Origin of the sequence: Aquibium carbonis (assembly GCF_003970795.1) — a bacterium.
Classification (GTDB): domain Bacteria; phylum Pseudomonadota; class Alphaproteobacteria; order Rhizobiales; family Rhizobiaceae; genus Aquibium; species Aquibium carbonis.
Genome location: NZ_RWKW01000054.1, coordinates 13,508 through 37,478, shown reverse-complemented (window position 1 = coordinate 37,478; position 23,971 = coordinate 13,508). Strand labels below are relative to the sequence as shown.

The following is a 23,971-nucleotide window of genomic DNA, read 5'->3' as shown; positions in this document are numbered from 1 at the left end:
CGATGTATCAGTTCTCATACGCCGAAATCCAAACCGATTCGGTTGCAGACGCGAAGGACCGCGAGCGGCAATTGCTGTCGCGGTCGATCGACCTCCTCATGGCCGCGCGCGACAAGGGCACGAACTCGATGCAGGCCATCGAGGCCCTGCATTTCCTCAGTCGCGTCTGGACCACCTTCATCGAGGACCTGGCCAGCAACGACAACGAGTTGCCGTCCGAACTGCGCGCCAACCTCATCTCCATCGGGCTGTGGCTCCTGCGCGAGGGCGAGGCCGTGCGGCAGGGCCAGTCCGACAATTTCGACGGGCTGATCGAGGTTTCGCAGATCATCAGGGACGGGATCCAATGAAGAACACCCTGCGCATCTCTCTCAAGGCGAACGAGAAGATCTACATCAACGGCGCCGTGGTGCGGGTCGATCGCAAGACCTCGATCGAGTTCCTGAACGACGTGCAGTTCCTGCTCGAAAACCACGTCATGCAGCCGGAAAAGGCATCGACCCCCCTGCGCCAGCTCTACTTCATCGTGCAGGTCATGCTGATGAACCCGGAGGAATCGGCGCCGGCGCGCGAAATGTTCAGGCGATCGCTGCCGATGCTGCTCGCCACCTTCACCAACGACCAGGTGCTGGCTTCGCTCAAGCATGCCGACCGTCTCGTGGCCGAAGACCACATCTACGACGCGCTGAAACTCATCCGCAGCCTGTTCCCGATCGAAGCCGCGATCATGGCCGAGCAGCGCGACCTGGCTCCCCCCCTTGCTCCCGACGCGCTGGAGGCGCTCGCATCATGACCGTTCCTGCCGTCACGGGCGCGACCGCCTCGACCGCCAGCCTCGCAAAATCCACCACGGTCGACTACGAATCCTTCCTTCGGCTCCTCGTCACGCAGATGAAGAACCAGGATCCGACCGCGCCGATGGACTCGACCGACTACGTCGCCCAGCTTGCCACCTTCTCGCAGGTGGAGCAGACTGTGCAGACGAACGCCAAGCTGGACTCCCTTCTGCAGATGACCCTGCTCGGCCAGGCCGCGAGCATCATCGGCCGCACCGTGACCGCGCTCGACGGCACCACGGGCACCGTCATCGCGACGGGGATCACGACCGACGGCGTCACCGCCATCCTCGACAATGGCGAGACGGTGCCGCTCGGGGCCGGCGTCACGATCAGCTGACACGGCGCGCGGCCTTTCCGCCCGCCCGAGGACCGACATGAACGAGATCGACGCACTCGAGATCGTCCAGTACGCGATCTGGACCGTGCTCCTGGCCTCCGGGCCGGCGGTGGTCGTCGCCATGCTCGTCGGCGTGTCCATCGCCCTCGTGCAGGCGTTGACGCAGGTCCAGGAGATCACGCTCACCTTCGTGCCGAAGATCGTGTCGATCCTGCTCGCCGTCGCCCTGTCGGGACCCTTCGTCGGCGCCCAGCTCTCCACCTTCACCAACGTCATCTTCCAGCGCATCCAGAACGGCTTCTGAGGCCACTTCCCCGTCGGCGCGCATTCGCGCGCTCACCCTCGCGCAAGCTTGGGCCGCTAAAGCCTGACGCTTGTGGAGAGCCAGGAGAGACGCTGACCGATGGCCAACGTGACCATCACGCCGATACCGGCGGCGGCCGAACGCAACAGCCGCGACGTCTACTTCGCGATGGGCATCATCACGATCCTGTCGGTGCTGTTCCTGCCGATCCCGTCCTTCATGATCGACATGGGCCTGGCGGTGTCGATCGCGCTGTCCGTCCTGATCCTGATGGTGGCGCTCTGGATTCCGCGGCCGCTCGACTTCTCGTCCTTTCCCACCATCCTCCTTCTGGCGACGATGCTGCGGCTGGCGCTCAACATCGCCACGACGCGCGTGATCCTGGCGCATGGCAACGAGGGCACCCACGCGGCCGGCTACGTCATCGGCGGCTTTTCCAACCTGGTGATGAGCGGCGACTTCGTCATCGGGCTGATCGTTTTCATGATCCTCGTCATCGTCAACTTCATCGTCATCACCAAGGGCTCGACCCGCATCGCCGAAGTGGGCGCGCGCTTCACCCTCGACGCCATCCCCGGCAAGCAGATGTCGATCGATGCCGACCTCTCCGCCGGCATCATCAACGAGAAGGAGGCGCAGGCGCGCCGCCGCGAACTCGAGGAGGAAAGCTCCTTCTTCGGCTCGATGGACGGCGCCTCCAAGTTCGTCCGCGGCGATGCGATCGCCGGCCTGATCATCACCGCGGTCAACATCGTCGGCGGCATCGCCATCGGCTATGGCCGGCACGGCATGAGCATCGGCGAGGCGGCCGACGTCTTCGTGAAGCTCTCGGTCGGCGATGGACTGGTGACGCAGATCCCGGCGCTGATCGTGTCGCTCGCCGCCGGCCTGCTGGTGTCCAAGGGCGGCACCCGCGGTGCGGCCAACCAGGCGGTGATGGGCCAGCTCGCCGCCTATCCGCGCGCGCTCTACGTCGCCGCCTCGCTGTTGTTTGCCCTGGCGGTCATGCCGGGCCTGCCGTTCTTTCCCTTCATGGCGCTGGCGCTGGCGCTCAGCCTCGTCGCCTTCGTCATACCCCGCCGAGCCAAGCGCCGCAGCGATGCCCAGGCGGCCGCCACGCAGCAGAAGGAGGAAGAGAAGGTCCAGGAGGACAAGAACTCGGTCAAGTCCTCGCTCAAGACCGCCGAGATCGAGCTCCTGATCGGCAAGCAGCTGTCGACGCGGCTCCTCGCCTCGCATCAGGAACTGGCGTTCCGCATGGGCAAGATGCGCAAGAAGTTCGCGCTCGACTACGGCTTCGTCGTCCCGGAAGTGCGCCTGACCGACGATTTCGCCATTCCCGCCAAGGCCTACCAGATCAAGATCCACGGCACGGTGGTGGCCGAGTATCAGATGCGGGTCGGCGAGGTGATGGTGCTGCTCGGCGGCAACCAGCCTCCCGACATGCCCGGCGAGGAGGTGCGCGAGCCGGCCTTCGGCATGCGCGCCTATTCCGTGCCGGAAACCTTCGCCGAGGATCTGAAGCGCGACAACTACGCCTATGCCGACAATCTCTCCGTCCTGCTGACGCATCTGTCCGAGGTGATCCGCAACAACCTGCCGCAGCTTCTGTCCTACAAGGACATGAAGGCGCTGATCGAGCGGCTCGACCCGGAATACAAGAAGCTAGCCGACGAGATCTGCTCCTCGCACATCTCCTACCCCGGCCTGCAGGCCGTGCTGAAGCTCCTGCTCGCCGAGCGCGTCTCGATCCGCAACCTGCACCTGATCATCGAGGCCATCGCCGAGATCGCGCCGCATGTGCGCCGCACCGAGCAGATCGTCGAGCATGTTCGCATCCGCATGTCGCAGCAGATCTGCGGCGACCTGACGGCGGGCGGGGTGCTCAAGGTGCTGCGCCTCGGCAACCGCTGGGACCTCGCCTTCCACCAGTCGCTCAAGCGCGACGCCAAGGGCGAAATCCGCGAGTTCGACATCGATCCGCGCCTGCTGGAGGAGTTCGGGCAGGAAGCGGCCAAGGTCGTGCGCAAGTATTTCGACGCCGGCGAACGCTTCGTCATCGTCACGGCTCCGGATGCCCGTCCCTACGTGCGGATGATCATCGAGCGGTTCTTCCCGACGCTGCCGGTGCTGTCGCATGTCGAGATCGCCAAGGGTGTCGAGATCCGCGTCCTCGGTTCCTTCTCGTGACCCTGCCCAGCGAACAGCTCCTCCTCGCCGCCTTCCTCGCCTTCTGCCGCGTCGGCGCCTGTTTCATGATCATGCCCGGCCTGTCCAGCGTCCGCGTCCCGCTTCAGGTGCGGCTGTTCGTGGCCATCGCCGCCACCTTCGCCATCACCGTGCATCTGTGGGACAGCCTCACGCCGTTCGTCTCGCGCGAGCCGGCCGTGCTCGTCGGCATGGTCGTCTCCGAACTTCTGATCGGCGCCCTGATCGGCCTGGTCACCCGCATCTACGTGCTGGCGTTGCAGTTCGTCGGTTCGACCATCGCCATGGTCTCGGGCTATGGCAACATGGTCACCGGCGCGGTGGAGGAGAACGACGCACAGGCGGCGATCACCAACCTCATCACCTTCTCGGCGCTGATGCTGCTCTTCATCATGAATTTCCACCACGACGTCATCAAGGCGCTGGTGAACTCCTACCGCGTCGCCCCGCCGAACCTCCTGTTCAACCCCGCCTCGGCGCTGACAGACATTGCCGACACGCTCGGCGAGAGCTTCATGGTCATGGTCCAGCTCGGCAGCCCCTTCATCGCCTACGGCATCGTCGTCAACCTGGCGGTCGGACTGCTGAACAAGCTGACCCCGCAGATCCCCATCTACTTCATCTCCCTGCCCTTCGTCCTCGTTGGCGGGCTGCTCCTGATGTATCTGGGCATCGGGCCGCTATTGCGCCTTTTCGCCGAGGGGTTCGTGCCCATGACGGTGGGGCGGTGAGGCGATGGCGAACCGCTCCGACCGGCTGAAGCGCATCCTGCGGGTCCAGGAACAGCTGAAGGCCATGCACGAGATGCGCCGGGCCAACGAGTTGAGGGCCGCACACAAGGCCGAGGCCGAGGCCGCCGAGATCGCCTCCGGCAAGGACACCGACGCGACGCTGTCGCGGCTGTTCCCCGAACTCTACGAGCGCGCGATCGTCAGGGCTCACGACAAGCGCGATCGCCACCTCCAGGCCGCCCGGCGGGAGGCCGACAACATCGCCAGGGAGACTGCCCGCACCGACCGCGTGGGGCAGGATTACCGCGCCGCCGTAAGGGTCGAGGAACGGGCGGCCGAGGAACGCAGCGCGCTGGAGACGGTCGAGCGCCTGCTCGGCCTGCCGCCCTCGCGGGGCGGCGGGAACGGGTAAGCCTGCGGCAAGCTTGATCTGCGAAAAACCGTCCATGGAAATGGTCCACGAGGGCACCCCGTGAGCATCTCACCGCCGAGCGACATCATCATGGACGTGGCCCGCGCCGTCGAGCCGGAAGCGCTTGAGGCCGCCCGTGCCAGGTTGGCCGCGATCGTCGACAGGGTGGCCGCGAAGGCGGGTTTCGAGGTTCCCGAAAATCTTGCCGACCTGCGCGACGCCCCGGTGGCAAGCCGCGTCGCGTCCGCAAAGCGGCCGGAGGCGTTCCAGAAGTTCGAGGCCATGGTGCTCCAGACCTTCCTCCAGTCGATGCTGCCGCAGGACGCCGAGAGCGTCTACGGCGCCGGCATCGCCGGCGACATGTGGAAGAGCTTCCTCGCCCAGGAACTGGCGCAGCAGATGGCCAGGGGCGGCGGCATCGGCATCGCCGACCGCGTCCTCGGCGACTACTACATGGACCAGGACAAGCGTATCCCGGTCGCCGGCATCAAGGGTGATCCGGCGGAGACCGAACGCGCCGACACCCAGTCGCTCCTCTCGGTCGCGATGGTTCAGGAGATCCAGCGCAACATCATGCGCAATGTCGTCGACCTGGCGGGCGATACGACCGGCGGCGTGACCGCCGGGCGGTGACAGAGGGAGGAGTGGGGCAATGAGTGAACAGGATCTCTATTCCCAGGTACCGGTCAACGTCCCCCGGCCGCGCGTCGACCCGCAGGCGAGCCAGCGCGGCGCCAGCCTGCCCGGCCTCATCGCCCGCATCGAGGAAGCTGTCGAGATCGAGACCAAGGCGATCCGCACCGATGTCGGCTTCGACCTGAAATCCTCCAACGACCGCAAGAGCCGCTATCTCTACGAGCTCAACAAGGCGGTGCGCGACATCCGGCCCGAGGTCCTGCAGGCCAACCGCGACGGCATCATCCGCCTGCGCGGCAAGCTTGCGGAAAACGAGGCCGCCATCGCCGCGCATCTCAAGGCGGTGACGGAGGTGGCCGGCCTGATTCAGGATGCGATCGAGCAGTCGGAAGCGGACGGCACCTATGATTCCGCCGCCTTCCAGCGGATGCGGACGGCATGATCAAGTTCGTCGTCGCGGCCGTCTGGATCATCGGCGTCACGATCGGGACGATCTTCGTTTCCTACTCGATGAACGGCGCGCAGCCGGTGACGACCGGCGACTCGCCCTATCATGGCAAGCTCGAATTCGTGAAGACCGACATGATGTCGGTTCCCGTGGTCCAGGAGGGCGCCGTGAAAGGCTACTTCCTCTCGAAGCTCGTCTATGCCGCCGATGTCGAAAAGCTGAAGAAGCTCGCCCTTCCCATCGACACGCTGCTGGTCGACGAGGTCTACACCTTCCTGTTCTCCAACCCGTCGATCGACTTCTCGCGCGTCGAGGGCGTCGATCTCAACGCGATGCGGACCGGCCTGAAGGACAGCATCAACCAGCGGGTCGGGGACGACCTGATCTACGAGATCATGATCGAGCAGGTCGACTACCTGACCAAGGAGCAGATCCGCGACAACGCGCTGAAGCGCCGCGATGCCAAGGGCGGCAAGAACCGGCCCACCTTCAACGCCAACACACCGAGCGGGCACTGACCAGGCAGCCCGCCAGCGCGGGCCGCCCGCACTCCGCTCGGGTCAGCCGAAGCGCGGCTTGCGCTTTTCCAGGAAGGCGTTGAGCCCCTCCAGCGCATCCGCGCCCGATTGCGACAGCGCCGCGCTCAGGCTCTCGGCAAACAGCCCGTCGGCCCGCGACATGTCGTCGATGCGCGAGATCGCCTGGATGATCAGGTAGTTGACCAGGGTCGCGTTCGACGCGATCTCGGCGGCGAGTTCCAGCGCGCGCGCCAGGCCTTCGCCCGGCTCCACCAGATAGTGCGACAGCCCGAGCCGCAGGCCGTCCTGCGCGTCGTAGCGCCGGCCGGTCAGCATCATTTCGGTCATCCGGTCGGGGCCGATGATGCGGCCGACGCGGACCGTGGCGCCGCCGCCCACGAAGATGCCGCGCTTGCCTTCCGGAAGCTGGAACATGGCCGATGGCTCGGACACCCGAACATGGGTCGCGGCCGCGATCTCCAGCCCCCCGCCCATCACCGCCCCCGTCAGCACCGAGACGATCGGCAAACCGCCGAACTGCATGGCCTCCATCACCGAGTGCCAACTGCGCGAATGATAGAGCACCTGCTCGGGCTCGCGCCGAGATTGCTCCGACAGGTCGAGGCCTGCCGAGAAATGGCCGCCGAGGCCCTGGAGCACCACCGCCCGAACGCCCTTCGGCGGCTTCGCGAAAAAGGTGCGCAGCTCTTCCAGGAGCGCATCGTTGATGGCGTTGCGCTTGTCGGGCCGGTTGAACGACAGAATGGCGATCGTGTCCCGGATTTCGACCAGCATCGCGCGGTCTTCCGATGCAGCGGAATCGACGGTGGAATTCATGCGGCTCTTCTCCCCCCGCAGCCGGTGGCCAGCGGAAAATTCCTCTTGATTATATTGTTACGTACCATAACATTCTCTCGTCATTCAAGGTTGGGGCTGGCGCGATCGCCGGACCCCTGTCAGTATGGCCCAAAGGGAGGAAGACCTATGAATCGCAAGACTGTCGCGGCTCTCGCCGCATCCATTTCCATGAGCGCTTTTGCCGCGCAGGCGGCGGAAGTCGAACTTCGCCTGTCGCATTGGGTGCCCGCCACCCATCCGATCCAGTCTCTCGGAATCGAGCCCTGGGCCGAATCGATCAAGCAGGCCTCCAACGGCCGCATCAACATCACCATCTTCCCGGCTCAGCAGCTGGGCGCTGCGCCCGATCACTACGACATGGCCCGCGACGGCATCGTCGACATCAGCTACACCAATCCGGGCTATCAGGCGGGGCGCTTCCCGATCTACAGCATCGCCGAGATCCCCTTCCAGGCCACGAACGCCAAGGAAGGCGCCAAGGCGCTGCACGAGTGGTACGACCCGATCGCCGAGACCGAGATGAGCGACGTCATGTTCTGCCTCATCAATCCGCATGATCCGGGCACGATCCACTCCAAGACGCCGATCAACGTCCCCGCCGACGTCCGCGGCAAGAACATCCGCCCGGCTCACGCCACCATGGCCCGTTTCGTCAGCCAGCTCGGCGGCGCGAGCGTGCAGGTTCCGGCGCCCGAGGCGCGCGAGGCGATCGCCAAGGGCACCGCGGACGCGATGACCTTCCCGTGGAACTCGATCTACATCTTCGGCATCGACTCGGAGGTGAAGTACCACCTCGACATGCCGTTCTACCTGTCGGCGCAGATGCTCCTGTTCAACAAGGACACCTACAATGGCCTCGCGCCGGAGGACAAGGCGGTCATCGACGACCACTGCACCCCCGAATGGTCGCAGAAGTTCTCGACCGGCTGGGCCGACAACGAGTATTCGGGCCGCCAGAAGATGATCGATTCGGGCGAGCACACGCTCTACGAGCCGACGGCCGAGGAGGTGCAGCTCTGGCGCGATGCCGCACAGCCGCTGCTCGATTCGTGGAAGGCGGACGTCACCAAGGTCGGTGCCGATCCCGAAAAGATCTACGCCGATTTCATCGCCGCTCTCGAGCGCAACAACTCGCGCTACTGATCTGCAAACGAGGAGCCGGCCCATGGCCGGCTCCTTCCCCTTGAAGACGGCACCCGCGCATGAACGCTCTGATCAGGGCTCTCGAACGCTTTTCGCTGGCGATCGACAGGATCGCCGCGCTCTTTCTCGCCGCGATCACCTTGCTGGTCGTGGCGTCCGCGATCGGCCGCTACGGCTTCGCCTCGCCGATTCCCGAAGCCTTCGACATCTCGCGGCTGATGCTCGGGGTCGCCATCATGTGGGGCTTCGCCAGCGTCGGCTTTCGCGGCTCGCACATCAAGGTCGACATCTTCGTCGAGCTGATGCCGCCGCTGATGCGCCGCATCGTCGACCTGATCGCCTGGACCGTCCTGCTCGTCTTCACCGTCCTGCTGTCGTGGAAGATGTTCGACCGCGTCATGAGCGCCTACCGCAGCGGCGAGGCCACCTTCGACCTGCGTCTGCCGGCCTGGCCATTCCTGGCGCTGATCTGCGCCGGTGCCGCAGTGGCCGTCGTCACGGTGCTCGCCCGCATCGTCATCATCGCGACCGGTCGCGGCTCGCTCGACCATTTCGACGCGGCCGAGCAGGCCGCACGCAGCGGGAAAATCGATGTCGAGCGCTGATTTCGTTGCGGTAGGCGGCTTCATCGCGCTCTTTGCCATGATGGCCCTGCGGGTGCCGATCGGCATCGCCATGGGCCTCGTCGGCGTCGGCGGCTTCGCCGCCATCACCGGCTTCAAGCCCGCGCTCAACCTTCTGGCCCAGTCGCCGATCCGGGTGATCACCGACTTCAACCTCAGCCTCATCCCCTTCTTCATCCTGATGGGGGTCTTCGCCACCAATTCGGGCATGTCGCGCGAGTTGTTCCGCGCCGGCCACGCCTGGCTCGGCTTCCTCAAGGGCGGCATGGCCCTGTCGACCATCGCCGCCTGCGGTGGCTTTGCCGCCATCTGCGGCTCGTCGGTCGCCACCGCCGCGACCATGACCAAGATCGCCCTGCCCGAGATGAAGCGCGTCGGCTATTCGAACGAGCTGGCCAGCGGCGTCATCGCGGCCGGCGGAACGCTCGGCATCCTCATCCCGCCCTCGGTGGTGCTGGCGGTCTATGCCTTCATCACCGAACAGGACGTCGGCAAGCTGTTCATCGCCGGCATCGTGCCCGGAGCGCTCGCCGTCATCATGTACATGCTCACCGTGCGGGTCGCCTACAGGCGGTCGCTGCCGCCGGGCGAGCGCTTCCACTTCGGCGACGCCGTCCGGTCGCTGCGCGACGTCTGGGCCGTGCTGATCCTCTTCATCGCCATCATTGGCTCGATGTATCTCGGCATCGCCACCGCCACCGAGGCGGCCGCCGTCGGCTCCGTCCTCACCTGCCTGATCGGCGTCTTGCGCGGCCGGTTGAACGTCGCCAGGATCCTGGACAGCCTGATCGAGGCGCTGCGCACCTCCGTGGCGATCTACACGATCCTGATCGGCGCCGTCCTCTTCGGCTATTTCCTGGCCATCACCCAGACGCCGCAGAAGATCACCGCCTTCCTCGTCGCGCTCGACTTCGGCGCCTACGGCACGCTGGCGCTCATCCTCGCCTTCTTCCTGATCATGGGCTGCATCCTCGATGCCATGGCCATGATCATCCTGCTCGTCCCGATCGTCTTCCCGGTGATCCTCATTCTCGGCTTCGATCCGATCTGGTTCGGCATCATCATCGTCATGACGGTGGAACTCGGGCTCATCACGCCCCCTGTCGGCATGAACGTCTTCGTCATCAACACCATCGCCAGAGAGGTCAATCTCGTCACCATCTTCAAGGGCGTCTTTCCCTTCGTGATGACCGACATCCTGCGGCTGATCCTGCTGATCCTCTTCCCGGCGATCGTGATGTTCCTGCCCATGACCATGAAGTGACGCCGAATGCCCCCACTCGCCAAGCCGGAACTCGTTCATCTCTGCGACCTGACCGTCGAACTGGCCAAGCCGATGGAACTCGGAGACGCGCCGCGCGGTCGGCGGCGCATCATCCCGATCGTCGGCGGCAAGGTCGAGGGCGAGCGGCTCAACGGCCGCATCCTGAATCTCGGCGCCGACTGGCAGACGATCATGGCCGACGCCAACGCCGAGCTCGACACCCGCTACGCCATCGAGACGCAGGACGGGGCGCTGATCGACATCCGCAATTTCGGCTACCGGCACGGGCCGGCCGAGGTGCTTGCGGCGGTCGGCCGCGGCGAGCCCGTCGATCCCGCGCAGTATTACATGCGCACGCTGCCGCGCTTCGAGACCGGCGACCCGCGCTATGCCTGGCTCAACAGGCTGATCTGCGTCGGCACCGGCGCGCGCCTGGCGTCGGCCGTCCTCATCTCCGTCTACGAAGTGACATGACCCCGCGGAATCCCAGGTCGCGGACGGAAGGCAGGGGCGTCGAGACCGCCGCAAGAGTGTCCGGCCGCGTCGAAGTTCCCCCCATGGCGACGATCATCGGCTACAAGCTGCGGCGCGCGCAGCTTTACGTGTTCCAGGATTTCATCGAGACCTTCGCGCGCATGAAGTTGCGCCCGGCCGAGTTCTCCGTGCTGGCCATCATTGCCGAGACGCCGGGCCTGAAACAGTCGGAGATCGCCGAGATGCTCGGCGTGAAGCGCGCCAATTTCGTCGCCCTGATGGACAATCTGGAAAAGCGCGGCCTTGCCGAACGGCGCAAGGCGCAAACCGATCGGCGCTCCCACTCCGTCCACCTGACCGAGGACGGCGCGCGTTTCGTCAGGAAGATGACCGCCATGTGGGCCGAGCATGAGGACCGGCTGATCGAGCGGCTGGGCGGGATCGACGAGCGCGACCGGCTGATCGATCTGCTCGACCGTCTGCTTTCCCCGCCGGCCGGCGGCGCCGCCGCGTCCGACCCGTAGCGCGTCGGGCGCAGAAGGCTGCTCCGGCCGACTTGATCCTGATCATCGCGCCGGACCCTTAAACCGCCTCAGGTTGGCCAGATGGGAGCGGCATCTGCCCTTCCGAAGGGGCGTCGCCGATGAGACTGATCCTGCTCTTCGTCACGGGCGTTCTGGTGTCCGCCCTCCTGGTTGCCGCCTCGGCCTATCGCCGCGACATGGCCATCGCGGGCGCGGCGGCCGACGCGCCGAGCCGCCTGCTCGACGGGCCGGACGGCACGATCGAATATGCCGACACGGGCCGTGGCTCGCCGGTCCTGATGATCCATGGCAGCGGCGGCGGCTTCGATCAGGGCCTCGCCTTTGCCGGACCGTTGACGGAGGCCGGGTTCCGGGTCATCGCGCCGTCGCGTTTCGGCTATCTGCGCAGCGTCATGCCGCAAGCCGCCTCGCCGGAACGCCAGGCCGATGCCTTCGCCTTCCTGCTCGATGCCGTCGGCGTGGATCAGGCAGTGGTGGTCGGCGGCTCGGCCGGCGCCCTGTCGGCCACGCAGTTCGCGATCCGTCATCCCTCGCGGTGCCGCGCCCTCATTCTCGTCGTTCCCGCCAGCTACGCACCGGATCGTCCCGCTGGCACCAATGCCGCGCCCGCAGCCTGGCCCGTCATAAAGGCCGCGCTCGGCTCCGACATGCTGTTCTGGGCTGCGATCAGGATGGCGCCCGCCTTCATGACGCGCATGGTGCTGGCCACCGATCCTGCTCTGCTGGAGGCGGCAGGCGAGGCCGAGCGGCAGCGCGTCCGCAACATGCTCTTCCACGTCCTGCCGGTGAGCCGCCGCAAGGCGGGGCTGTTGATGGACATGGCGACGGCTGGCGATCCGCCGCCCCACCCGCTCGAGACGATCACCTGTCCGGTGCTGGCGATCAGCGCCAAGGACGATCTCTACGGCACGGCCGCCGCAGCGCGCCACATCGCGGCCCGGGCACCCGATGCACGCCTCCTGCTTTTCGACGATGGTGGACACATGCTCGTCGGGCACGACGCGGCGATGTGGCGGGCGGTCCTGGATTTCATCGAGGCCAGCGGGGGCGGAAACCGCTAGCCCTTCAACGCCGCCGCCACTGCGTCGGGAATCGGAAAGCCCTTGATGCGGTCGGGGTTCTCGGGATCCTTGCCCGCCCACACCCGCGTCTCGCGCGCCACGATGGCCACCGCGTCTCCCTTCAGCACCCGGTGCTCGATGTCGAAGCTCGACCGTCGCACCTCTCCGGCCGTGGTCTCGATCGTGATCACGTCGCCATAGCGGGAAGGGATGATGAACTTGGCGCTCGTGTCGACCATCGGAGTCCCGATGACGCCGAAGGCCTTCGTCCAGGCGATCTTCTTCATGCCGGTCGCCTTTTCGAGCAGATAGGCCGTCGAAGCATCGAACATGGCGAAGTAGCGCGGGTAGAACACGATGCCCGCCGCATCGCAATCGCCCCATTCGATCTCGATGTCGCGTCGGTTGACCAGCATGACTGCCCCCTTTGTTCAGGCCGAGCCGCGATGGGCCGTTCAGCCCTTCCGGTTCGCCACCAGCACATGGCGCGGCGCCGGGTCGAGGTAAAGATCCTCGACCAGCTTTGCCCGCGTCTGCATCACCGCGCGCTGGTTGATCGATCCCTTGTCGGTGATCTCGTGTGCGTCGATGGCGGGCGGACTGTCGAGGATGATGACGCGCGCAACCAGCGTGGAGCTGCCCGTCGACCGTTTCGCCAGCGCGTCGAGCTTGTCCTGGAAATGCAGCAGCACCGCCGGATGGTGCGCCAGGTGCTTTTCGTCGGCGACGGCAACCTCGGGCGCCAGCCGCAGCGTCGCATCGACGTCGAGGAACAGCAGCGCGCCGATGTGGTTGCGGTCGAGCCCGGTCAGCACGACATCGCGCACATAGGGAGCGAAGCCCGAGACGATCGCGCTTCTCACCCCGGCCATGTTGACCCAGGTGCCGGTCGACAGTTTGAAGTCTTCGGTGACGCGGCCATCGAACATGAAGCCCTTCGACACATCCTCCGGATCGACGAAGCGAAGCGCATCGCCGATCATGTAGTAGCCTTCCTCGTCGAAGCACTCGGCGGTCTTGTCGGGCTGTCGCCAGTAGCCCGGCGTGATGCTCGGTCCCTTCAGCCGGACCTCGAGCTTTTCCGCATTCGGGACCAGCTTGATCTTCAGCTCCGGCGCCGGCAGGCCGACCTCGCCGGGCTGGTTCACCGGCCAGGTGGTGGTGAAGGCGAAGGGCGCCGTCTCGGTCGAGCCATAGCCGGTGATGATCATCACGCGCTCGCCGATGGTCTTGACCGCGAGACTTTCCAGCGCGTCCCAGACATGCTTGGCGAGACTGGCGCCCGCATATTGCAGAAGCTTGACCCTGCTGTAGAACCGTTCACGCAGCGCGGCATTGCGTGCCAGGTGCTCGGTCAGCATCTCGTAGCCCTTGGGCACGTTGAAATAGATCGTCGGGGCGATCTCCGTCAGGTTGCGCACCGTCTTCTCGATGCCGCCAGGCGTCGGCGCGCCATCGTCGATGTACAGTGTCCCGCCGTTCGAAAGCGCGATGCCGAAATTGTGGTTGCCTCCCGCCGTATGGTTCCAGGGCAGCCAGTCGACCAGAACCGGCGGCCCGTCGGTCAGGAACGCCATGGCCGACGCGATCATCCGCTGGTTGGATGTCATCATCCGCTGCGTGTTGACGACCGCCTTCGGCATGCCGGTGGAACCCGACGTGAACAGGAACTTCGCCGGCTGATCGGGGCTGACGGCGGCATCCGCCGCGTCCACGGCATCGGTGGCCGTCGTCGCGACCATGGAATCGAAGCTGTCGGAGGAAAGGCCACCGACGGGGTGGCGCGCCACGACCAGGCCGATCTCGTCCGTCATCACCGCCCGTAGCGCGGCTTCGAAGGGCCGGCCGTCGGCGGCGAAGACGAGGCCGGGCGTCAACAGCGAAAAGATGTGCCGCAGCTTGGCATGGTCCTTCGACACCAGCGAGTAGGCCGGTGAAACCGGCGCGAAGGGTACGCCAGCCATCATCGCGCCGAGCGCGATCAGTGCGTGCTCGACGGAGTTTCCGGACAGGACCACGATCGGGCGTTCGGCGGAAAGCTTCCGGTCGAGAATGGACTGGGCGATCGAGCGCGCCTTCTGCAGCGCCTGGGCATAGGTGACCTTGCGCCATTCGCCGTCCTCGCCGCGATCGGCGATGAACACGCGCTCCGGCGCCTCCGCGGCCCAGCGGCGCAGCCAGTCGATCATCGAGCGCGGATAGTCGCCGAGCGGCAGCACGGACTCGACATAGGTCGACCCGGAAGACCCGGCGGTCAGCGCGACGGACTGTTCGCCCATGCGAACGGCCCGCAATCCCGTAGCGGCAGTGGCCGACATGATGATTTCCTCCCGAGAAATTTTGTTATTGAGTATAACGATCCGGGAGAAACTTCAAGCTGTCCGCAAGGGCCCGGCCTTGGCCGGCGCCGCGGAAAGCCGGGCGCACCTTCGCCGCCCAAGCCGCTCGGCGATCCGGACCGACGTGCGCGATGATGCTCGAACGGATCGGTGCTCCGCGCTTCGAGCCGTCCGACGACGACAAGAAAAAAGGAGGCCTCGTGGACCTCCTTCTCTGTCCGGGCATCCGCTCGGACGGTCTGGTCCCCATGACGGGACCGTCGATGCGACCAACGTGCCTACTGCGCCGCGATGGCCGGCTCGTCGGAATTGTCCTCGGCGGCCGGTTCGCCTTCCTTGCGAGGGCGGCGGGGACGGCGGGGCCGACGCGGTGCGCCGTCGTCTCCGGCGGCAGGCGCTTCGCTTGCCGTGGCTTCGGCGGCCACGGGCTCGGCGGCAGGCGCGACGACCGTGGCTTCGGCCGCGGCGTTGTCATCCGCGCCCTTGGCAACGCTGTCGCTGCGCGGCGGCCTGCCACGGCGTCGGCCTGCGGGCTTCTGCGCGGACATGGCTTCCTGTTCGAGCGCGACCTCGGCCGGCATGCCTTCGATCACCGGCTGCGGACCGCTGCCGTCATGCGGCTGGTTCTCGCCGTTGCCTGCATTGTCCCGCGCGGCGACCGGCTGCGGCTGGTGTTCGCGACGAGGATCGCGTGGCTGGTTCTCGCCATCGCGACGATTGTCGTCGCGGCGTCCATCCTCGCGACGCCCGTCCTCCCGACGCCCGTCCTCCCGACGCCCGTCCTCCCGACGATTGTCGCGCTGGCGGCCATCACGATTCTCGCCCTGGCGAGAATCCTGCTGGCGACCGTCACGACCTTCGCCCTGGCGGCCGTCATTCTGGCGGCCTTCGTTCTGGCCCTGCGGGCGGTTGTCGCGATTCTCGTTCTGCCGGCCGTCGTTCTGCCGCATTTCGGGCTGGCGCGACTCCGGCTGCTGGTTGCCGTAGTTCTGGTCGCCCGACTCGTCGCCATCCTCGTCGTCGAATTCGTCGCGCTGGTCGCGCGGCGCGGGCGCCGGCATTGCACCCTGGGCCGCCATGATGATGCGATTGTAGTGCTCGGCATGCTGCAGGTAGTTCTCGGCCATGACCCGGTCGCCGGCGCTGTGCGCATCGCGGGCCAATGTCGAGTATTTTTCCGCAATCTGCTGGGCCGAACCTCTGATCTTGACGTCAGGCCCATTGCTTTCATAGCTACGGGTAAGTGGATTCGGCCCTTTGCGGCTGCTGTTATTGCTATTATTGTTATTGTTGTTCCTGCCGCGCATGCGCCTGTTCTGCTGTTGTGGCCTCATCCGATACTCTTCGTTTCAATCATGTTGAAATAAGCGGGCGCCACCGCCATCAAAGGCTTTCGCGAGCGCCATTCGATTCCGAGCACCGCAGCATGCCTCAGCCGCCAGCCCAGCCATCACGTTCCCGGTTTCTCACCATGGGCCGGAGGAACCCCATACGAAGCACTTGCGTGGGTCACGCGGCCGGCAGCTTGTATCCTGAAGGAACCGAACCGATCAGCACTGCCTGCTTCGTCTCATCCGGTGGCCGGAAGCTATCCGGTATCGCAACGTATGCCAAGCACTTTTTCGCAAGGCACAATCATTGCGGTCAGCGGCCGAAAACGAGGGCCCGATCCCGCCCCCCGAGATCGCTGGCCGCGTCCAGAAGCACATAACCCTCTGTTTCGAAGAGAGCCGTCACGGCGCGCTTCTGGCTTGCGCCGATTTCGAGCCCGACGATGCCGCCGGGACGAAGATGCTGTGCCGCACCGGCCGCGATCGCGCGATACGCATCCAGTCCATCGGCTCCGGCAACCAGCGCCCGCACCGGATCATGGTCCTTCACCTCGCGCGCAAGCGCCGCATATTCCGTATCCGTTATATAGGGCGGGTTCGACAGGATTGCATCGAAGCATCCCGAAACATGGCCGAACCAGTCCGAAACCACCGTCTCGAAGCGTTCCGACAGGCCGTTCGTCAGGGCATTGCGCCGAGCGGTCTCCACCGCACCGGGTGCGATGTCGGCCGCCACCGCGTGCGCTTGCGGAATCTGCACCAACACCGCCAGCGCGATGGCGCCGGTGCCCGTGCCGAGATCGAGGATCCGGCATGGCCTGCCCTCGGCCGCAGCCCGGCGCAGGCGTGGCAGCACGAGATCGACCAGCGTCTCGGTGTCGGGCCGCGGCTCCAGCGTGTCGGGCGACAGCCCTAGCGTCAGCCCGTAGAAGTCGCGATGCCCGAGGATGCGGTGCACCGGCTCGCCGGCCAGGCGCCGCGCCAGCAGGGCCTCGATCGCAAGCGCCTCGTCCCGGGAAACCGGCCGGCCGGGATCGCGAATCACGTCCATCCGATCCGTCGAGGTCGCGTGTTCGACGATCAGCCGCGCATCCAGCGAAGCATCCGCGATCCCGGCGGCGGCAAGCGCGCCGCGCGTCCGGCGCAGCACGGCGTCGAGGGTTTCGCCCGCAACGCCGGGCGTCTCAGCCATTCTCGCCCATTTCGGCCAGAAGCTTCGACTGGTGGTCGGAGATCAGCGCGTCGATGACGTCGTCGAGGTCGCCCTCCATCACCCGGTCGAGCTTGTAGAGCGTCAGGTTGATGCGGTGGTCGGTGAGCCGCCCTTGCGGAAAATTGTAGGTGCGGATGCGTTCCGACCGGTCGCCCGAGCCGACCTGGAGCCGCCTTGCCTCCGAGCGCTCGTCGGCCGCCTTGGTGCGCTGCATGTCGAACAGCCGCGCGCGCAGGATCTGCATGGCCCGGGCCCGGTTCTGGTGCTGCGACTTCTCCGCCTGCACCACCACCACGCCGGTCGGGATATGGGTGATCCGCACCGCCGAGTCGGTGGTGTTGACGTGCTGGCCGCCCGCACCCGAAGCGCGCATCGTGTCGATCCGGATGTCCTCGTTGCGGATCTCGACGTCGATGTCCTCGGCCTCCGGCAGCACCGCGACGGTGGCCGCCGAGGTGTGGATGCGTCCGCTCGCCTCGGTCGCCGGCACGCGCTGCACGCGGTGCACGCCGGACTCGAACTTCAGCTTCGAAAACACGCCCTTGCCGGTGACGGTGGCGATGATTTCCTTGTAGCCGCCGGCATCGCCCTCGCTGGCCGAGACGAGTTCCACCTTCCAGCCATGGTCGGCGGCATAGCGCTCGTACATGCGAAACAGGTCGCCGGCGAAGATCGCCGCCTCGTCGCCGCCGGTGCCGGCGCGGATTTCGAGGATGGCGCTCCTGGCGTCGGCCGCATCCTTGGGCAGCAGCAGCAGCTGGATCGCCTGCTCGACGGCCTCGATGCGCTCGACCACCTCGTCGAGTTCGACTTCGGCGAGTTCGCGCATCTCCGCGTCGGTCGCCTTGTCGGCCAGCATGGCGCGGATGCCGTCGCGCTCGCGCTCGGCCGCCCGCAGCGCCTTGATCTGGACGACGAGGTCCTGGATCTCGGAATACTCCGAGGCAAGGCGGACATAGGTGTCCGAATCCGGCCCGGCCGCCAGCTGCGCCTCGATGTAATCGTGGCGCTTCAGGACCTGGTCCATGCGATCGGCGGGAAGAATGGTCATGGTTGCGTATGTATCGATTTGCCCGGCCCGCGCAATGCGGGAGGGCAGAAGCCGTTCCGTTCGGGCGGCGACTGAATGACGGATTTGCCGCGCGACGTCCAGTCTCATGGCCGCCGCAACGCGGTCAAATCTCCGCCTCCCGCCGGATCGACCATGATCGCTCTCCGCGAGGCGGCTCGCGCCCGTCCCGGAAACGGGTCGGGCGCAGCCCGCCTCAGCCCGGAAACGGCAGGAAGGTCGTGGCGATCGTGAAGTAGATCAGCACGCCCGACGCGTCCGCGATCGACGTGACGAGCGGCGCGGACGCCGTCGCCGGGTCGAGATTGAACCGGCTGAGCACGAAGGGCAGCGACATGCCGATGATGGATCCGACGACGACGATCAGGATCATGGACGAAGCCACCACCATGGCGATCTCGGGGCCGCCGCGGTAGACGCCGATGAAGGACACGGCGAAGGCCATCGTCAGGCCCAGCCCGAGCGCCACCATGAGTTCCCGCCCGATCATGCTTCCCCAGTCCGAGAGGCGCACATCCCCGGTGGCAAGCGCGCGCACCATCAGCGTCGCCGACTGCGAACCCGCATTGCCGCCGGAATCGATCAGCAGCGGCAGGAAGAACACCAGCGAGACGTAGGCCGTGATCGTGTCCTCGAAATAGGCGATCCCGGCGCCCGAGAAGATGTTTCCGAAGACCAGCAGCACCAGCCACACGATGCGCGCCCGATAGAGCATCCAGATCGTCGCTTCGCCCACGCGCCCGCTGAGGTTCGTCACGGTGCCGACACGGTGGAAGTCGTCGGTCGTCTCTTCCTCGAGCACATCCAGCGCATCGTCGTGCGTGACGATGCCGACGATGCGTCCCTCCGCATCGAGCACCGGCAGCGCCAGGACGTCGTAACGGCCGATCTTGCGGGCCACGTCCTCCTGGTCGTCATCCACGTTCACGGCCAGCGTGTTGGTCTGCATGACGTCGACCACCGTGGCCCTGGCCGGCGCGGTGATGATGTCCTGCAGCCGGACGGAGCCGATCAGCTTGCGCTCGTCGTCCACGACATAGGCGCGATAGATCGTCTCCTTGTCTGGCGCTTCGCGCCGCAGCTTCGTCAGCGCCTCGGTGGCCGTCAGATCGGGCGTCAGCGTCGCATAGTCCGACGTCATGATCGCCCCGGCGGTACCCTCCTCATAGGCGGCGAGCTTGCGGATGTCCTCCCGCTCGGCCTGCACGAGGGCCGGCATCAGCGCCTCGCGCTGGTCGTCGGCGAGTTCGTTGTAGAGGTCGGCGCGTTCGTCGGCGTTCATCTGCACGACGATGGCCGCCAGCTTGGCGCGCGGCGCGACGGTCGCCAATCCAACCTGGACGTCGTGATCGAGGTAGCCGAACGTTTCCGCCTGGCGATCCAGCGTCAGCAGTTCGAGGACGGCCCAGCCCTCCTTGGGATCCAGGTCGTTGATCATGCTGCCGATGTCGGCGGGGTGTTCGCGATCGATGCGGACGCGCGCCGCCTCGATGTCGCCCGTGCGCATCAACGCGGTCAGGTCGGAAAAGGGAGTGGTCTTCATCTCGGTCTCCGTCTCGGTTTCCCGACGACGGAGCCGCGAGTTCAGAACGAACGAACGGAACCGTGCCGGAAAGTCACGTCGAAATGGCCAACCTCGAGAGCCTCGAATTGGCTCCGGGTCACCGTGAATCTAGGTCGGTCGTCCAAGTTCTTCTCCTGTGGGAGTCCGTCTTCCGCCGCAGCGGAAGACCGCGTCCCTAACCCATGAATCGTCCGGAATGTCAATTTCAAAGCGCTCGGATCAGGGAGCCGGGCATTCCATGCGACGAGGGATCTCGGGGTTTTTGCGCGCGGCGTCCGGGCCGTCCGGCACGAAGCGGCCGGATAGGGCGCGGTGTCCGGCCGGCTCCATCACGCCACCCTAAAGCGGGATGTCGTGGTCGGCTGCAAACGTCCGCAGCAGGCCGCGGGCGTCATGGGCGCCACCGCCGTCGCCGAGGATCAGGCCCATCTGGGCGGTCAGTGCCTCCACGGGCAGGTCGACCAGCATCGCCTTGACCGGGCCGATGGCGGCGGCCGACATGGAGATGGAGCGGAAACCGAGGCCGATCAGCGCCATGGCCGAAATCGGCCGGCTGGCGAGTTCGCCGCACAGCGTCACCGGCGTGCCGGCGCGGCACCCGGCGTCGAGCACCGATTTCAGCGCCCGCAGGAATGGCGCGGACAGCGGGTCGAAGCGCGACGCGACCGTGCCGTTGCCGCGATCGGTCGCCGTCATGAACTGGAACAGGTCGTTGGAACCGATCGAGACGAAATCGACCTCCCGCATCAGCTCGTCGAGCTGGAACAGGAGCGACGGCACCTCCACCATCGCGCCGATGCTGAGGCTCGTCGGCAGATGGTGGCCGAAGCGGGCGAGGTGCCTCACCTCGCGGTCGATGATCTCGCGCGCCCGACGGATTTCCGAGACCTCGGTCACCATCGGCAGCATCACCCGCAACTCGCGACCGCCGGCCGCCTTCAGAAGCGCCCGGAACTGCGTCCGCAGCAGCGCCGGACGATCGAGCGTGAGACGGATCGCGCGCCAGCCGAGCGCCGGGTTCTCTTCCTTCTCGGAGCCGCGGAAATAGGGCAGCACCTTGTCGCCGCCGATGTCGATGGTACGGAAGGTCACCGGCTTGTCGCCCGCCGCTTCCAGCACCTGGCGGTAGAGCGCCTCCTGCGCCTGCGCCCGCGGGAAGGTCGACGCCACCATGAACTGCAGCTCGGTGCGGAACAGGCCGATGCCTGCGGCGCCCGCCTCGCCAAGCTGCGGCAGGTCGACCGCCAGCCCGGCGTTCATCATCAGTTCCACCTCGACGCCGTCGCGCGAGACGGACGGACGGCTGCGCAGCTCGCGGTAGAGCTCCTGGCGGCGAGCCCTGAACCGGGCCTTTTCGGCGAAGGCGGCCTCCACGTCCGGCTGCGGCCGCAGGTGCACCCGCCCTTCGTCGCCGTCGACGATGATCGGATCGCCGTTTTCGGCCATCGACACCGCGCCCTTGGCCTGTCCCGCCACGGGAATGCCGATGGCGCGGGCAACGATGACGACATGGCTGGTCGCGGCCGCGTCTTCCAGCACGAGGCCGCGCAGCTTTTCGCGGGGATAGTCGAGCAGGTCGGCCGCCCCCATCGAGCGCGACACCACGATGGCGTCGCGCGGCAGAGCGGCGGCCATGGCATCCGAGCCATGCCCCATCAGTTGCCGCAGCAGCCGGTTGCCGAGGTCGTCGAAATCGTTCATGCGGTCGCGCAGATAGGGATCGGTCATGTGCATCATGCGCGCGCGCATGTCGCTCTGCACCTTTTCCACGGCCGCTTCCGCCGTCAGGCCGTTGCGCACCGCCTCTTCCAGCCGCCGCACCCAGCCGCGATCATGCGCGAACATGCGATAGGCCTCGAGCACCGCGCGGTGCTCGCCCTCGCTGGCGACGTCGCGTCGCGACAGCATGTCGTCGATCGACACCCGAAGCGAGCCGAGCGCATTGTCCAGCCGGCGCAGCTCCGTATCGACGTCCTCGTTGAAGAGGTTGGTGACGACGATGCGCGGCTCGTGCAGCACCACGTGGCCCAGGCCCACGCCTTCGTTGAAGGCGACGCCCTCGATCGTCACCGGGCGGGACAGGTCGAGTTCCAGGCCGGGCCGGGTCAGGCGCTTCAGGTCGCCGGTCGCGACCATTTCGGCGATCACCATGGCGGTGGTCTCGAGCGCCTCCACCTCGTCGTCGCCATAGTGGCGCTTGGTCTTGTTCTGCACCACCAGCACGCCGAGCGTCCGGCCCGCGCGCAGCACCGGCACGCCGAGGAAGGAGTGGTAGATCTCCTCGCCGGTCTCCGGCAGGTAGGTGAAGGCCGGGTGGTTCTGTGCGTCCTGCAGGTTGAGCGCTCGCGCGCTGGCCGCAATGGTTCCGACGAGGCCCTGTCCGAGCTTCAGTTGCGCAAGGTGCACCGAGCTCGGATTGAGGCCTTCGGTGGCGTAGAGCTCCAGGACGGAATCGGCCCGCAGCACGTAGAGCGAGCAGACCTCGGCCACCATGTTGGAGGCGATTTCACGCACGATGCGATCGAGCCTGGCCTGCGGCTCGGCCGCCTCGGCCATCAGCTCGCGCAGCCTTCTCAGCAATACCCGCGGGCTGCCGGCGATTTCACGCATCGACCCATCTCCCACGGCCTTCCGCCGCCGCCGCGCGAATCGCGGTTGCGGCAGGCCGAGCAACGACTGGTAGGACTATTGCTTATCCAGACCGTAGACGGAATGCAAAGTCCGCACGGCGAGCTCTGTATAGGCGCCGTCGATCAGGATCGAGATCTTGATCTCGGAGGTCGTGATCGCGCGGATGTTGATGCCTTTTTCCGACAGGGCCTTGAAGGCGGTGGCGGCCACGCCCGCATGGCTGCGCATGCCGATGCCGATGACCGACACCTTGGCCATGCCGGTGTCGTGCTGCACCAGTTCGAAGCCGATGGTACCACGCGACTGGTCGAGCACGGCCAGCGCCTTGTCGAGGTCGCTCGACGGCACCGTGAACGTCATGTCGGTGCGCGATCCGTCCTCGGAGATGTTCTGGACGATCATGTCGACATTGATGTTGGCTTCCGCCAGCGGCCCGAAGATGCCGGCGGCCACGCCGGGTCGGTCGGCGACGCGGCGGAGCGATATCTGGGCCTCGTCCTTGGCATAGGCGATGCCGGTAACAACCTGCTGTTCCACGATTTCGTCCTCGTCGCATATGAGGGTGCCGGGGGGATTGAGAAGATCGCCCATGCCCGGAGCGTCCGGGTCCTCGAAGGAGGAGCGCACGAAGGTGCGCACCTTGTGCACCATGGCGAGTTCGACCGAGCGCACCTGGAGAACCTTGGCGCCGAGCGAGGCCATTTCGAGCATTTCCTCGAAGCTGATCTTGGCCAGACGCCGCGCCTTGGGCTCGATGCGCGGATCGGTGGTGTAGACGCCGTCGACGTCGGTGTAGATGTCGCAGCGGTCGGCCTTCACGGCCGCCGCGATCGCCACCGCGCTGGTGTCGGAGCCGCCGCGGCCGAGCGTGGCGATGCGGTTGTCCGGGCCGATGCCCTGGAAGCCCGCGATCACCGCCACCTGCCCTTCGCCGAAGCGCTTGATCAGGAACGAGCCGTCGATCTCGTCGATGCGCGCCGCGCCGTGGGCGTTGTCGGTCCGGATCGGGATCTGCCAGCCCTGCCACGACCTTGCATGGATGCCCATCGACTGCAACACCAGCGCCAGCAGACCCGACGTCACCTGCTCGCCCGACGCCACCACGGCGTCATACTCGCGCGTGTCGTAGACGTTGAAATTCGATCCCTCGGCCTTCGAGGCGTCGCGAACCCAGCCGACCAGCTCGTTGGTCTTGCCGGCCATGGCCGAGACGACCACAGCCACTTCGTGGCCGGCGTCGACCTCGCGTTTGACGTGACGGGCCACATTGCGGATGCGACCGATATCGGCAACCGAAGTCCCGCCGAATTTCATCACGATGCGCGCCATGGAAGCGATATGCCTTTGCGGGGGGTCGCAGCCTTGTCGGCCACGGGAAATGAAACGTCGCGTGACGGGTGCCGCCGCCGCGTGGATGCGCGGC

The 23,971-nt window shown here is 66.3% G+C and carries 25 protein-coding genes; 16 read left to right on the top strand and 9 right to left on the bottom strand.

Annotation, left to right across the window (positions count from 1 at the left end; genetic code table 11):
* The first annotated feature begins 2 nt into the window (after window positions 1–2).
* The 10 genes from flaF (at window position 3) to EJC49_RS15110 (ending at window position 6,433) form a co-directional block, all read left to right on the top strand.
* Window positions 3–350, top strand: a complete 348-nt coding sequence (gene flaF, locus EJC49_RS15155; protein WP_126700780.1) for a flagellar biosynthesis regulator FlaF — start codon at window positions 3–5, stop codon at window positions 348–350.
* Window positions 347–793 carry a flagellar biosynthesis repressor FlbT gene (gene flbT, locus EJC49_RS15150; protein ID WP_126700779.1) on the top strand — a complete coding sequence of 149 codons (447 nt, stop codon included), beginning with the start codon at window positions 347–349 and terminating at the stop codon, window positions 791–793. Before flaF ends, flbT begins: the two co-directional genes overlap by 4 nt.
* Entirely contained in the window at window positions 790–1,176 is a 387-nt protein-coding gene (gene flgD / locus EJC49_RS15145) for a flagellar hook assembly protein FlgD (RefSeq protein WP_126700778.1), read from the top strand. Before flbT ends, flgD begins: the two co-directional genes overlap by 4 nt.
* A gap of 37 nt (window positions 1,177–1,213) precedes the next feature.
* Window positions 1,214–1,480 (top strand): flagellar biosynthesis protein FliQ, encoded by a 267-nt coding sequence (gene fliQ / locus EJC49_RS15140; protein WP_126700777.1) that lies wholly within the window; start codon window positions 1,214–1,216, stop codon window positions 1,478–1,480.
* Between the two features lie 99 nt (window positions 1,481–1,579).
* Window positions 1,580–3,670, top strand: coding sequence for a flagellar biosynthesis protein FlhA (gene flhA / locus EJC49_RS15135; protein ID WP_126700776.1), 2,091 nt, complete (start codon window positions 1,580–1,582; stop codon window positions 3,668–3,670).
* The gene (gene fliR / locus EJC49_RS15130; protein WP_126700775.1) at window positions 3,667–4,419 is read left to right on the top strand and encodes a flagellar biosynthetic protein FliR; all 753 of its coding nucleotides are present in this window, start codon (window positions 3,667–3,669) and stop codon (window positions 4,417–4,419) included. The genes flhA and fliR overlap by 4 nt, the downstream gene beginning before the upstream one ends.
* A gap of 4 nt (window positions 4,420–4,423) precedes the next feature.
* A complete protein-coding gene (locus EJC49_RS25700; protein ID WP_170314728.1) occupies window positions 4,424–4,831 on the top strand; it encodes a hypothetical protein in 408 nt (135 codons plus the stop codon).
* A 60-nt stretch (window positions 4,832–4,891) separates the two neighbouring features.
* On the top strand, window positions 4,892–5,464 hold the full coding sequence (locus EJC49_RS15120) for a rod-binding protein (RefSeq protein WP_170314727.1): 573 nt from the start codon (window positions 4,892–4,894) through the stop codon (window positions 5,462–5,464).
* A 19-nt stretch (window positions 5,465–5,483) separates the two neighbouring features.
* On the top strand, window positions 5,484–5,909 hold the full coding sequence (locus EJC49_RS15115) for a hypothetical protein (protein WP_126700774.1): 426 nt from the start codon (window positions 5,484–5,486) through the stop codon (window positions 5,907–5,909).
* Window positions 5,906–6,433: a hypothetical protein gene (locus EJC49_RS15110; RefSeq protein WP_126700773.1), complete on the top strand. Its 528-nt coding sequence runs from the start codon at window positions 5,906–5,908 to the stop codon at window positions 6,431–6,433. Before EJC49_RS15115 ends, EJC49_RS15110 begins: the two co-directional genes overlap by 4 nt.
* Window positions 6,434–6,475: 42 nt before the next feature.
* On the opposite strand, the gene EJC49_RS15105 is transcribed toward EJC49_RS15110, so the two are convergent.
* Complete coding sequence (locus EJC49_RS15105; protein ID WP_245453411.1) at window positions 6,476–7,270, bottom strand: crotonase/enoyl-CoA hydratase family protein; 795 nt, start codon at window positions 7,268–7,270, stop codon at window positions 6,476–6,478.
* 147 nt (window positions 7,271–7,417) lie between these two features.
* Between EJC49_RS15105 and EJC49_RS15100 the strand changes: the two genes are divergently transcribed.
* The 6 genes from EJC49_RS15100 (at window position 7,418) to EJC49_RS15075 (ending at window position 12,401) form a co-directional block, all read left to right on the top strand.
* Window positions 7,418–8,434 carry a TRAP transporter substrate-binding protein gene (locus EJC49_RS15100; RefSeq protein WP_126700772.1) on the top strand — a complete coding sequence of 339 codons (1,017 nt, stop codon included), beginning with the start codon at window positions 7,418–7,420 and terminating at the stop codon, window positions 8,432–8,434.
* A gap of 59 nt (window positions 8,435–8,493) precedes the next feature.
* Window positions 8,494–9,039, top strand: a complete 546-nt coding sequence (locus EJC49_RS15095; RefSeq protein WP_126700771.1) for a TRAP transporter small permease subunit — start codon at window positions 8,494–8,496, stop codon at window positions 9,037–9,039.
* Window positions 9,026–10,321 carry a TRAP transporter large permease gene (locus EJC49_RS15090; protein ID WP_126700770.1) on the top strand — a complete coding sequence of 432 codons (1,296 nt, stop codon included), beginning with the start codon at window positions 9,026–9,028 and terminating at the stop codon, window positions 10,319–10,321. Before EJC49_RS15095 ends, EJC49_RS15090 begins: the two co-directional genes overlap by 14 nt.
* A gap of 6 nt (window positions 10,322–10,327) precedes the next feature.
* Window positions 10,328–10,795 (top strand): DUF3237 domain-containing protein, encoded by a 468-nt coding sequence (locus EJC49_RS15085; RefSeq protein WP_126700769.1) that lies wholly within the window; start codon window positions 10,328–10,330, stop codon window positions 10,793–10,795.
* Between the two features lie 83 nt (window positions 10,796–10,878).
* Window positions 10,879–11,319, top strand: coding sequence for a MarR family winged helix-turn-helix transcriptional regulator (locus tag EJC49_RS15080; protein WP_245453410.1), 441 nt, complete (start codon window positions 10,879–10,881; stop codon window positions 11,317–11,319).
* Between the two features lie 119 nt (window positions 11,320–11,438).
* Window positions 11,439–12,401 carry an alpha/beta fold hydrolase gene (locus EJC49_RS15075; protein ID WP_126700767.1) on the top strand — a complete coding sequence of 321 codons (963 nt, stop codon included), beginning with the start codon at window positions 11,439–11,441 and terminating at the stop codon, window positions 12,399–12,401.
* Here the strand turns inward: EJC49_RS15075 and EJC49_RS15070 are convergent.
* The 8 genes from EJC49_RS15070 to EJC49_RS15035 all read right to left on the bottom strand — a co-directional run bounded on the left by EJC49_RS15070 (window position 12,398) and on the right by EJC49_RS15035 (window position 23,877).
* Complete coding sequence (locus EJC49_RS15070) at window positions 12,398–12,817, bottom strand: acyl-CoA thioesterase (RefSeq protein WP_126700766.1); 420 nt, start codon at window positions 12,815–12,817, stop codon at window positions 12,398–12,400. The genes EJC49_RS15075 and EJC49_RS15070 overlap by 4 nt on opposite strands.
* Window positions 12,818–12,856: 39 nt before the next feature.
* The gene (locus EJC49_RS15065; protein ID WP_126700765.1) at window positions 12,857–14,719 is read right to left on the bottom strand and encodes a feruloyl-CoA synthase; all 1,863 of its coding nucleotides are present in this window, start codon (window positions 14,717–14,719) and stop codon (window positions 12,857–12,859) included.
* A 299-nt stretch (window positions 14,720–15,018) separates the two neighbouring features.
* Window positions 15,019–16,047, bottom strand: coding sequence for a DUF4167 domain-containing protein (locus tag EJC49_RS15060; RefSeq protein ID WP_245453409.1), 1,029 nt, complete (start codon window positions 16,045–16,047; stop codon window positions 15,019–15,021).
* A gap of 337 nt (window positions 16,048–16,384) precedes the next feature.
* Window positions 16,385–17,263, bottom strand: a complete 879-nt coding sequence (gene prmC / locus EJC49_RS15055) for a peptide chain release factor N(5)-glutamine methyltransferase (RefSeq protein WP_126700763.1) — start codon at window positions 17,261–17,263, stop codon at window positions 16,385–16,387.
* Window positions 17,256–18,335, bottom strand: coding sequence for a peptide chain release factor 1 (prfA, locus tag EJC49_RS15050; RefSeq protein WP_126700762.1), 1,080 nt, complete (start codon window positions 18,333–18,335; stop codon window positions 17,256–17,258). The genes prmC and prfA overlap by 8 nt, the downstream gene beginning before the upstream one ends.
* 214 nt (window positions 18,336–18,549) lie before the next feature.
* On the bottom strand, window positions 18,550–19,896 hold the full coding sequence (gene mgtE, locus EJC49_RS15045) for a magnesium transporter (protein ID WP_126700761.1): 1,347 nt from the start codon (window positions 19,894–19,896) through the stop codon (window positions 18,550–18,552).
* 360 nt (window positions 19,897–20,256) lie between these two features.
* A complete protein-coding gene (gene ptsP / locus EJC49_RS15040) occupies window positions 20,257–22,527 on the bottom strand; it encodes a phosphoenolpyruvate--protein phosphotransferase (protein WP_126700760.1) in 2,271 nt (756 codons plus the stop codon).
* Between the two features lie 75 nt (window positions 22,528–22,602).
* A complete protein-coding gene (locus EJC49_RS15035) occupies window positions 22,603–23,877 on the bottom strand; it encodes an aspartate kinase (RefSeq protein ID WP_126700759.1) in 1,275 nt (424 codons plus the stop codon).
* Window positions 23,878–23,971 lie beyond the last annotated feature (94 nt).